This is a genomic window from Rhodanobacter spathiphylli B39 (genome assembly GCF_000264295.1).
Lineage (GTDB): Bacteria > Pseudomonadota > Gammaproteobacteria > Xanthomonadales > Rhodanobacteraceae > Rhodanobacter > Rhodanobacter spathiphylli.
On the sequence record NZ_AJXT01000010.1, the window covers coordinates 1 to 9,467 of the forward strand.

The 9,467-nt window shown below is 66.0% G+C and carries 12 protein-coding genes; 2 read left to right on the plus strand and 10 right to left on the minus strand.

Translation table 11 applies throughout. The features are described from left to right. Positions 1-108 precede the first annotated feature (108 nt). The 5 genes from UU7_RS18950 to UU7_RS06390 form a co-directional block, all read right to left on the minus strand. The gene (locus tag UU7_RS18950; protein ID WP_157581954.1) at positions 109-384 is read right to left on the minus strand and encodes a hypothetical protein; all 276 of its coding nucleotides are present in this window, start codon (positions 382-384) and stop codon (positions 109-111) included. Positions 385-621: 237 nt separating this feature from the next. Beyond that, the gene (gene arr, locus UU7_RS06375; RefSeq protein WP_007806503.1) at positions 622-1,053 is read right to left on the minus strand and encodes an NAD(+)--rifampin ADP-ribosyltransferase; all 432 of its coding nucleotides are present in this window, start codon (positions 1,051-1,053) and stop codon (positions 622-624) included. Positions 1,054-1,356: 303 nt separating this feature from the next. After that, positions 1,357-1,794, minus strand: a complete 438-nt coding sequence (locus tag UU7_RS06380; protein WP_007806505.1) for a hypothetical protein — start codon at positions 1,792-1,794, stop codon at positions 1,357-1,359. Between the two features lie 135 nt (positions 1,795-1,929). Continuing rightward, entirely contained in the window at positions 1,930-4,167 is a 2,238-nt protein-coding gene (gene parC, locus UU7_RS06385) for a DNA topoisomerase IV subunit A (RefSeq protein WP_007806507.1), read from the minus strand. A gap of 81 nt (positions 4,168-4,248) precedes the next feature. Next, on the minus strand, positions 4,249-4,728 hold the full coding sequence (locus UU7_RS06390; protein WP_007806510.1) for an Lrp/AsnC family transcriptional regulator: 480 nt from the start codon (positions 4,726-4,728) through the stop codon (positions 4,249-4,251). A gap of 94 nt (positions 4,729-4,822) precedes the next feature. Between UU7_RS06390 and UU7_RS06395 the strand changes: the two genes are divergently transcribed. Next, a complete protein-coding gene (locus tag UU7_RS06395) occupies positions 4,823-5,731 on the plus strand; it encodes an EamA family transporter (RefSeq protein ID WP_007806511.1) in 909 nt (302 codons plus the stop codon). A 5-nt stretch (positions 5,732-5,736) separates the two neighbouring features. Next, positions 5,737-6,723 (plus strand): aldo/keto reductase, encoded by a 987-nt coding sequence (locus UU7_RS06400; protein ID WP_007806512.1) that lies wholly within the window; start codon positions 5,737-5,739, stop codon positions 6,721-6,723. On the opposite strand, the gene UU7_RS06405 is transcribed toward UU7_RS06400, so the two are convergent. The 5 genes from UU7_RS06405 to UU7_RS06425 all read right to left on the minus strand — a co-directional run bounded on the left by UU7_RS06405 (position 6,724) and on the right by UU7_RS06425 (position 9,287). Further along, positions 6,724-7,590: a TraB/GumN family protein gene (locus tag UU7_RS06405; protein WP_007806514.1), complete on the minus strand. Its 867-nt coding sequence runs from the start codon at positions 7,588-7,590 to the stop codon at positions 6,724-6,726. It lies immediately after the preceding gene. 69 nt (positions 7,591-7,659) lie between these two features. Beyond that, positions 7,660-7,908 carry a hypothetical protein gene (locus tag UU7_RS06410; RefSeq protein ID WP_007806515.1) on the minus strand — a complete coding sequence of 83 codons (249 nt, stop codon included), beginning with the start codon at positions 7,906-7,908 and terminating at the stop codon, positions 7,660-7,662. Between the two features lie 150 nt (positions 7,909-8,058). After that, positions 8,059-8,445, minus strand: coding sequence for a YciI family protein (locus UU7_RS06415; RefSeq protein WP_007806517.1), 387 nt, complete (start codon positions 8,443-8,445; stop codon positions 8,059-8,061). A 37-nt stretch (positions 8,446-8,482) separates the two neighbouring features. Further along, positions 8,483-8,908: a hypothetical protein gene (locus UU7_RS06420; RefSeq protein ID WP_007806520.1), complete on the minus strand. Its 426-nt coding sequence runs from the start codon at positions 8,906-8,908 to the stop codon at positions 8,483-8,485. A 52-nt stretch (positions 8,909-8,960) separates the two neighbouring features. After that, positions 8,961-9,287, minus strand: coding sequence for a nucleoside triphosphate pyrophosphohydrolase family protein (locus tag UU7_RS06425; protein WP_007806522.1), 327 nt, complete (start codon positions 9,285-9,287; stop codon positions 8,961-8,963). Positions 9,288-9,467 lie beyond the last annotated feature (180 nt).

Here is a 9,467-nt window from a genome sequence, read left to right on the forward strand (position 1 = left end):
ACCCATAATTCATCGTTCGGCGCAGCCAATTCCTGAGCTCTCGCACGGCCGTCTGGACGGCCGTTTCGAACTTAATTGATCAGACCATCCTTAGGCGTCCGCGCCCGACTAAATGACTTTGATCATACGAAGGACGCTCCACACGCCCACTCCCGCCCCGGCCATGGAGGCTGCGAGAATGGCGTAATGGGCCCGAGGGAACGCCACATGCAAACGTGAAGCACCGGCTAGCGATGCAAGGGCAAGGGCGATGGATGAGGACAGTGAAATTGCGAAGAACGCCGACTTCTCGTGTGCGCCGCCAATAAACGCAGCGAACACTCCGGTAATGAAGCCTGCTGAAACTCCTGCGATTGCTGCGAAGATTGCCGTGGCAGTTTTCAAGGTGCAGCGTTTTCTTGGACCCGAAAACGGGACGTTGCGCCGAGTATGCGGCGCTACTCCTGACCGGACAAGCGACGAGCCCTGTCTCAGATCGTGCCTTGTGCGAACGCTCGTTGATGACATGCGGGCAGGCTGTCGTTGTTGTCAGCAACTTTAAACAATTGTGTCAGGGACAATTTACCCTCTGGCGGCTAGCCACGAATGGTTCCTGATGCCTTTCCTGGCTCGCCCCTTTTCTCAGTTGATAATTTCTCCCATGCCGCCTTCGACGCGGCTCTTCAGTGCCGAAATGAACTCCTCGTCGTAGGGCTCCCAGCTTGTGAGTTCGCCAACGATCCTTAGCGGTGACGCGCTTCGATACGACCGTGTGGGGTTGCCGCGAAACTTCTTGTTCGTGACGTTCGGGTCGTCTTCAAACGCCGCGGTCGGCGCGACGACATAGACGCGCGGCCTTCCCGCACCACGGGCCATCTCCGCCGCAAGACCGGCCCCCTTCGGGACGGTAGCGAAATAGACATGGTTCATCACCACGCGATCGTCGTAATTGGAGGTGAACCCGGCAGTCAGCAAATCGCCGACCGAAAGATCCGCCCTCGTCCCGTGATAGAACGGCCCGTCCACCCGGTTGCAGTTCTCATTGGTAACCGGAACCCACTCGTCGTCATGCATCGCCCGGCGCGCCTCACGCTTCCTGCCCGATCGGCAGGGCGGCGATCCTAGTTCACGCTGCCAGCCTTGTCGCAAGTCCCGGTGGCTGATATAAATTGAGGGTGGGGGCGCGGTGCGCCTCTTTTTTTGCGCGGCAGCGACTCTCGCCTGTTTCATCGCCAGTATGCGTGCGCGCGCGGCCCAGCCGCGGTGATCCACGCTGGCAACTATTGTCCCTGACATCTTTCTCGCGCTGAGCGCAGCTCGCGCCAGCGAACGGAGTCGAAGCGTCGCCTCGCCAAGCCCCTGGTGGCTACCGCTGCATCAATGCCCGCGCCCGTGGAAGTTGCCGGTGCCCCCGCCGATCGAGATGCTGACGCCGCCGCGGGGATGGTCGCAGCTGCCGAAGGCCTTGCTGAGGTTCACCGTGCCGGTCTGGTAATTGCCGCTGACGTGGTTGCCGCCCACCACGCCCATGCCGACGCTGCCGTGCACCTGCGGCCGGTTGTAGCTGTAATCGTCGCAATCGGAACCGGTGTCGCTGGCGCTGGTGACCTCGGTGTTGCCCATGCGTCCGCTGGTGTCGCCGTAGTAGACGCCGGGCGCGCTGGTGGCAGAGGCCGGCCTGGCGACGGTGCTGCTGGCTGCAGGAATATCGGCGGGCGCCAGCTTGAGGTTCAGCGGCCTGGCCGGCGTCTGCGCCCAGGCCGTGGTGGTCAGCAGGGCGGCGAACAGGGCAGGGAGGATGCGTTGCATGGTCATGCTTACTCCGGTGGTCACGTGTTCAACGCGCGGGGTCGCGTCGGCGTGCACATCCCTGTTGGAACGGTGGTGCGGCGACAAGTTCCTGGACTCGCTCCGCAGGGCGGGCACTGCCCGCCCTGCGCCATGCCGTGCTCAACCGGTGGTTTCGATCCGTTCGACGCGGCGCAGACCGCGCGGCAGCAGGTTGCCGCGGGTGGCGCGGTTGCCGCCGTATTCGACCAGGTCGGCCCACTTCAGGGTGAGCTTGCGCGCGCCCGCGTACATGGTGACTTCGCCCTTGCCTTCGGTGACCACGGCCACGCCGGCCACGCGTTCGCCTTCGGCCAGCTGCTTCTTCGGGATCTCGATCAGCTTGTTGCCTTTGCCCTTGTCCAGTTCCGGCAGCTCGGCCACCGAGAACATCAGCAGGTGGCCTTCGGTGGTGACTACCACGATGCGATCGCGCGCCGGGTCGGCGCTGACCTGCGGCGGCAACACTTTCGCGCCGTCGCTGAGCGAGATGATCTGCTTGCCGGCCTTGTTGCGGCCGGTGAGCGCTTCGAAGCGGTTGACGAAGCCGTAGCCGAAGTCGGTGGCGAGGATCAGCCGGGTGTCGTTGTCGCCGGCGATCACCGCGTCGAAGCTGGCGCCGCCGGCGGGGCTGAAGCGGCCGGTCAGCGGCTCGCCGTTGCCGCGCGCCGAGGGCAGGGTGTGCGCGGGCGTGGAGTAGGCGCGGCCGGTGGAGTCGATGAAGGCGACCTGCTGCGTGGTGCGCGCCTTCACCGCGGCGAGCAGGCCGTCGCCTTCGCGATAGTTCAGCGCCTCGGCGTCGATGTCGTGGCCCTTCGCCGCGCGTGCCCAGCCCTTCTGCGAGAGCACCACGGTGACCGGCTCGCTGGCGACCAGCGCGCTTTCGTCCAGCGCCTGGGCCACTTCGCGCTCGACCAGCGGCGAGCGGCGTGCGTCGCCGAATTTCTCGGCGTCGGCGCGCAGCTCTTCCTTGATCAGGCCCTTCAGCTTGGCCGGCGATTTCAGCAGCACGTTGATCTTCGCGCGCTCCTCTTCGAGTTGGTCGCGCTCGGCGTTGATCTTCATTTCCTCGAGGCGGGCCAGCTGGCGCAGGCGGGTCTCCAGGATGTAGTCGGTCTGCTCCTCGCTGAGCCGGAAGCGCGCCATCAGCACGGGCTTGGGCTCGTCCTCGGTGCGCACGATGCGGATCACTTCATCGAGGTTGAGGTAGGCGGTGTGCAGGCCTTCAAGCAGGTGCAGGCGGCGGTCGACCTTGGCCAGCCGGTTTTCCAGTCGGCGGGTGACGGTGCTGGTGCGGAAGCTCAGCCACTCGGTGAGGATGCGCTTGAGATCCTTCACCTGCGGACGGCCATCCAGGCCGATCATGTTGAGGTTGACGCGGAAACTCTTCTCCATGTCCGTGGTGGCGAACAGGTGCTGCATCGTTTCGTCGGCGTCGACGCGGTTCGAGCGTGGCACGATCACCAGGCGGATCGGGTTCTCGTGGTCGGACTCGTCGCGCAGGTCCTCGATCATCGGCAGCTTCTTCGCGCGCATCTGCGCGGCGATCTGTTCGAGGATCTTCGACGGGCTGACCTGGTGCGGCAGCGCGGTGATCACGATGTTGCCTTCCTCGCGCTGGTACACCGCGCGGGCGCGCACCGAGCCGCCGCCGGTCTGGTAGATCGACAGCAGGTCCGCGCGCGGGGTGATGATCTCGGCCTCGGTCGGGTAGTCCGGGCCCAGCACGTGCTCGCACAGCTGGGCGACGCTGGCGTCCGGCTCGTCCAGCAGGCGGATGCAGGCGGTGACCAGCTCGCGCAGGTTGTGCGGCGGGATGTCGGTGGCCATGCCCACCGCGATGCCCATCGAGCCGTTCAGCAGCACGTGCGGCACGCGCGCCGGTAGCCAGCCCGGCTCTTCCAGCGTGCCGTCGAAGTTCGGCACCCAGTCCACCGTGCCGTGGCCCAGTTCGCCCAGCAAGGCCTCGGCGATCGGGCTGAGTTTGGATTCGGTGTAGCGCATCGCCGCGAAGCTTTTCGGGTCGTCCGGCGAGCCGAAGTTGCCCTGGCCATCGACCAGCGGGTAGCGGTACGAGAACGGCTGCGCCATCAGCACCATCGCTTCGTAGCTGGAGCTGTCGCCGTGCGGATGGAACTTGCCGATCACGTCGCCGATGGTGCGTGCGGATTTCTTCGGCTTGGCGGTGGCGCTCAGGCCCAGCTCGCTCATCGCGTAGATGATGCGCCGCTGCACCGGCTTCAGGCCGTCGCCCACGAAGGGCAGGGCGCGGTCCAGCACCACGTACATCGAGTAATCGAGATAGGCCCGCTCGGCGTATTCCTTGAGCGGGATCTGTTCGTAATTGGCTTGCAGGTTCATGGGTTACATCTTGGAAAGTGGCGCGCGCGGCGCGGATAACCGGTCGATGGTGCCAGAAAGTGGCAACCTCTTGTAGCGCGTCTACGGATTGCTGCCGCCACTGCCCGGCAGCGGAGGCGCACGCAGCGGCACCGGGGTGGACTGCACGATCGAGGTGGTGGTCTGGCCGTAGCGCAGGAAGCGGTCGAGGATCTGGTCGAGATTCTCCAGCGCGTCCAGGTACACCTTGATGATGAAGCAGTCCTCGCCGGTGACGCGGTGGCACTCGACCACCTGCGGCATTTTCTGCGCGAGTTCGGCGATCTTCGACAGCTGCCCGGGTATCGGGCGCACGCGCACATACGCGGTGATCGGCCAGCCCAGCGCCTTGGGCTCCAGCTCGATCCGGTAGCCGCGGATCACCCCGGTTTCCTCCAGCCGGGTGAGGCGCTCCTTCACTGCCGGCGCGGACATGCCGATGCGACTGGCGAGCTTGCTGACCGGCTGGCGCGGGTCTTCCTGCAGCGCCTTCAGCAATTCGATGTTGCGGGGATCGGAGACGAGGCTGGAAATCTGAGGCATATCGTTCACTTTTACTGCGATAGTTGAAAAATTGACGGACGTATCCTTGGATTTTTGATGGATCATGCGCCGGTTCCCTGGAAAATGGGAGGCCATGAACGAGCAGCCTTCCACCTCACCGTTACCACGGTTCGCGCCGCCGCCGCAGCTGTATTTCGTGGCCAGCGCGATCTTCCACTACCTCGGCCCGGCCTTCGCCGTGCTGTTGTTCGCCCGGGTCGAGCCACTCGGCGTCGCCTGGCTGCGGATCGCCAGCGCGGCGTTGATCTTTGCCGCGTGGCGGCGGCCGTGGCGCCGCTTCCGGCAGATGGATGTGGCGGCGCGATGGAACATCGCGGGGCTGGGCGTGGTGCTCGGCGGCATGAATGCCTGCTTCTACCTGGCGATCGATCGACTGCCGCTGGCGACGGTCGGCGCGATCGAGTTCCTCGGCCCGATCGCGCTGGCGCTGGCCGGTTTGCGCACGCAGCGCAATAGCGTGGCGCTGGCCCTGGTGATTGCCGGCGTGTGGTTCCTGACCCACCTGCGCCTGGCAGGCGCGCCGCTCGGCTTCGCGTTCGCGTTCGCCAACTGCGCGCTGTTCACGCTGTACATCGTGCTCGGCCATCGAGTCGCGAACGATGCCGGCGGCAACGCCATCGATGGCCTGGCCGCCGCAATGCTGGTGGCGCTGGTGGTGGTGAGCCTGATCGGTCTTCGCCCGGCCACGCCGGCGCTGCTCAGCCTGCCGCTGCTCGCCGCAGGCATGGGCGTGGGCGTGACATCATCGGTCATCCCTTACGTGTGCGACCAGCTGGCGATGGCGCGGTTGCCGCGGGCCACCTTTGCCATGCTGCTGGCCTTGCTGCCCGCCACGGCATGCCTGGTCGGCGCCGTCGTGCTGCACCAGCTGCCCGGGCGGGCGGAGACGATCGGCATCGCGCTGGTTGCCGCCGGCATCGCCATCCATCGCGAGGCACGGCGACAGGGCCGGAGCGATTTCACGCAACGACGAAAGAGGTGATCCCCATGGACTACGTACGACTCGGCAAGACCGGCCTCAAGGTCTCGCGCATCTGCCTGGGCTGCATGAGCTATTCGGAAGCGCCCACCAGTGCGAGGCCATGGACGCTCGACGAGGAGCACAGCCGACCCTTCATCCGCCGCGCGCTCGAACTGGGCATCAACTATTTCGACACCGCGAACATGTACTCCGCCGGTGGCAGCGAGCTGGTGCTGGGGCGTGCCTTGCGCGATTTCGCCCGGCGCGAGGAGGTCGTGATCGCGACCAAGGTGTTCTACCCGATGCGCGAGGACGCCAACGGCGGCGGCCTGTCGCGCAAATCGATCATGACCGAGATCGACGCCAGCCTGCGCCGGCTCGGCACCGACTACGTCGATCTCTACCAGATCCACCGCTGGGACCACGCCACGCCGGTCGAGGAAACGCTGGAGGCGCTGCACGACGTGGTGAAGTCGGGCAAGGCGCGTTACATCGGCGCCTCGTCGATGATGGCTTGGCAGTTCGCCAAGGCGCTGTACACCGCCGACCTGCATGGCTGGGCCCGCTTCGTCTCGATGCAGCCGCACTACAACCTGCTGTATCGCGAGGAGGAGCGCGAGATGCTGGCGTTGTGCGCGGACCAGGGCATCGGCGTGGTGCCGTGGAGCCCGCTGGCGCGCGGTCGCCTGGCGCGGCCGTGGGAAGAGAAGCCCAGCACGGTGCGCGGCGGCTCCGATCCCTGGGGCGATGGCGTGTACGCCGCGAGCAAGGCGGCGGACAAGGCGGTGGTGGATCGCGTCGGCGAAGTGGCCGAGCGCCTCGGTGTGCCGCGGCCCCAGGTGGCACTGGCCTGGCTGTTGCACCAGCCGGTGGTCACCGCACCGATCGTCGGCGCGACCAAGCCCCATCATCTGGAAGAAGCGGTGGCAGCGCTGGCGGTCGAGTTGCCGGAGGCGGAGCTGGCGGCGCTCGAAGCGCCGTACCTGCCGCATGTCGTTGCCGGCATCGACTGATCAGTGCACCTGTTCGGTCGGCAGGTTCATCTGCCGCAGCTGTACCTGCACGCTGTCCGGCCCGGCCAGGTGGGCGGCGCCGAGGGCGATGAAGACGGTGCCGGGTTGTTGCAGCAGGGTGGCGATCTTCGTCGCCCACGCTTCGTTACGCTGGACCAGCATCGACTGGTACAGCTTCGGCTCCTTCGCGCGCATCTCGGCGGTGCTGACGCGATCGATCGTGTCCGGATCGCCGGCCTTCCATGCCGCGATCATCTGCTGCAGCTTCGCCATTCCCTGGTCCGCGTCACGCATGCTCGAACGCAGCAGGCCCAGCTCCATCGCCCGTGGCATGTCGGCCAGCAGGCGGATCTGCTGCTCCGCGGTTTCCAGGCCGATCACCGGCTTGTGGGCTGCAATCATCTGCGCCTTCAACTGCTTGTCCACGCCGTGTTCCGGGTCCAGTCCCGCGTTCTTCAACGGCATCAGTGACAGCGTCAATGCGGCCAGCCACGGCCGCATGATGTTCAGGGTCTGCATGCCACCGGGTACGCCGGCCTTGTCGGCGAGGGTGCGCAGGCGCTGTGCTTCGGACTCGCTGAGCTGGCTGGTCAACGGGTGCGTGGTGTCCATGCCCAGTCGCATCACCAGCCCGGCGATATTGGCGGGGTTGTCGTCGGTCAGCTCGATGTAGAGCGTCTGGCTGTCGGCCAGCGCGTGTTCCAGCGCCGGGTAGCGCCAGTCGGCATCCTTCGGCATCAGGTGCACGGTGCCGAACAGGTAGATCGTGGTGTCGGCATCCTTCACCACCCACAAGGCCGGGTCGGCGATCGCGGAAGCGGGCAGCAGGAGCAGGGCGATGGCGCAGCGTGCGAGCAGACGTTTCATGAGGCCAGTGTCGCGGCAAGCGCGGGCCGGTTCAATCGGGCTGGCGATGCCGGTCCGCTGGCCACGTTCTCATTTCCCGCCCCAACGCCACCCCGGCCGCTCGCCCTTGAGCCAGAACATGACGAACAGCGCCAGCGTCAGCGGGCCCAGGCCGGCCACGCGCAGGCCGGGCTCCCGGCCCGGCCCGAAGCAATGCAGCACCAGCGCAACCCCGGCCACGTAGACGATCAGACAGGCCCAGCCTTGCCAGCGCACGGGAAGCCCCCAGCCCCAGCCGAACCGCTTGGCGGGAAACCAGTATTTGCGTTCGATGTCCATGGCGTTTCCTGGCGGGCCTGCACGCGGTATCCGGCATCTTCCTCCGGATTCGCCGCGGCAGCACTCCCGTCCTTGCCGACGCTGCTGTGTTGAGCGCGCCCGGTTCCGCCGGGGCCGACGGCCAGGCAACTGGATGCGACGTGCGGCCTGCTAGGTCGGCGTCTCGTTGGTCAGCGCGAAGGCGCTGGCGCGCGCCGGGTCGATCGGCCGGATTTCGAACGCCAGGCCATGGTCCAGGCACGGATTCTGCGCGGCGATGGCCGCTGCCTCGTCGAGGCTGCCTGCCAGGATCGTCCAGTAGCCGCCGACCACCTCCTTGGCCTCGGCAAAGGGACCGTCCAGAACGCATTGCCGCGATACCACCTTGCCTTCCCGCGCCAGCCGCTGCCCGGGCCGCATCCGGCCCTCGCCGACCAGCCGGTCATGCCACGCATAGAAGCGGTCGATCGCCGCCTGGATGTCTTCGCGCGAAGCGTCACTGTCCCACTGGCCGCGGGAGATGACGAGGTATTCGGACAGCGGGCTGGAGTTGCTCATGCTTCGTTCTCGCCGGATCGGCATGGCGCCGGGGGGCTCATTGTGGCCTGGCCTGGCTCAACGTGAAGTAGCCGAGCGGGGAGCTTCCCCCGAGCCCGAGACTGAAATAGCTGCCCTGCACCGAGGTGCCGGCGAGCGGGCCCTGCAGCCAGAGGTAGGCATCGCATACTTCGTTGCGGCCGATGGTCAGCTGCCCGTTCTCGATCCGATACGACAGCGGGTCCGATACCGGGAAGAAGGTCTTGTCACGGGTTGTTGCTGAAACCACCTTCACGACCTTCCATTCCCCGCCCATGCAAGAGGGGGCGACATCATCGGTGAACTCCACGGCAACCGTCGCCACGGCGTGATGCCCGGGATTCTCGATGGACAGCATCCACTTGCCCGGCAGCTCACTGCAAGGCGCCGCCGAAGCGGCGCCAAGGCTGGCGGCAACGCATGCGATGCGGAGAAGGATCTTCATGCGGCTACCTCGGGTGAACCAGGTACCGCGACACGGCGGCCCGGACGGATGCTCATGCGGCGATCTCCCTGGACACATAGGCCATCAGCCCCTCGACGTTGCTGGTGAACTCCGCCTGCAGATCGATGCCGCACTTGTCCGCAAGCACGATGATCGACCACAGGCAGTCCGACAGCTCATGTCCCAGCTTGGACTTGTAATCATCGATATTGCGGATGCCCGCGTTCGCCTGGATCAGCTTCGCCAGATCACCCACGTCCCCCATGAACCCCAGCGCCAGTTCCTCCGTGCTCCACGCGCGCCCGTACAACTTGGTTTCGAGCTGCTCGTAGAGCGCGTTGAGCCTGAGGGCGGATTCCTGCAGTTCTTCGTATTTCATGGTGGTTGGGATCAAGGGGGAACCAAGGGGTGAGGGTAGTAGAAAAGCGTGGATCAAGACCGCGCTCGGGGACAAACGATTTCAGCGCGTGGTGAGGCGCCGGAAAGGCCTGTGGTCTGCCGCGTGACCGAGCAATATCAACGGGCGAAATTTAATTGCCTCCGTCCCTGAGGTTTCCCC

Coding starts and splice junctions, on each gene's coding strand:
- UU7_RS06395 (WP_007806511.1), top strand. CDS start 4,823: ATGAACGAGCAGCCTTCCACCTCACCGTTACCACGGTTCGCGCCGCCG.
- arr (WP_007806503.1), bottom strand. CDS start 1,053: ATGCATGACGACGAGTGGGTTCCGGTTACCAATGAGAACTGCAACCGG.
- UU7_RS06420 (WP_007806520.1), bottom strand. CDS start 8,908: ATGAAGATCCTTCTCCGCATCGCATGCGTTGCCGCCAGCCTTGGCGCC.
- UU7_RS06415 (WP_007806517.1), bottom strand. CDS start 8,445: ATGAGCAACTCCAGCCCGCTGTCCGAATACCTCGTCATCTCCCGCGGC.
- UU7_RS06425 (WP_007806522.1), bottom strand. CDS start 9,287: ATGAAATACGAAGAACTGCAGGAATCCGCCCTCAGGCTCAACGCGCTC.
- parC (WP_007806507.1), bottom strand. CDS start 4,167: ATGAACCTGCAAGCCAATTACGAACAGATCCCGCTCAAGGAATACGCC.
- UU7_RS06400 (WP_007806512.1), top strand. CDS start 5,737: ATGGACTACGTACGACTCGGCAAGACCGGCCTCAAGGTCTCGCGCATC.
- UU7_RS06405 (WP_007806514.1), bottom strand. CDS start 7,590: ATGAAACGTCTGCTCGCACGCTGCGCCATCGCCCTGCTCCTGCTGCCC.
- UU7_RS06390 (WP_007806510.1), bottom strand. CDS start 4,728: ATGCCTCAGATTTCCAGCCTCGTCTCCGATCCCCGCAACATCGAATTG.
- UU7_RS06410 (WP_007806515.1), bottom strand. CDS start 7,908: ATGGACATCGAACGCAAATACTGGTTTCCCGCCAAGCGGTTCGGCTGG.
- UU7_RS06380 (WP_007806505.1), bottom strand. CDS start 1,794: ATGACCATGCAACGCATCCTCCCTGCCCTGTTCGCCGCCCTGCTGACC.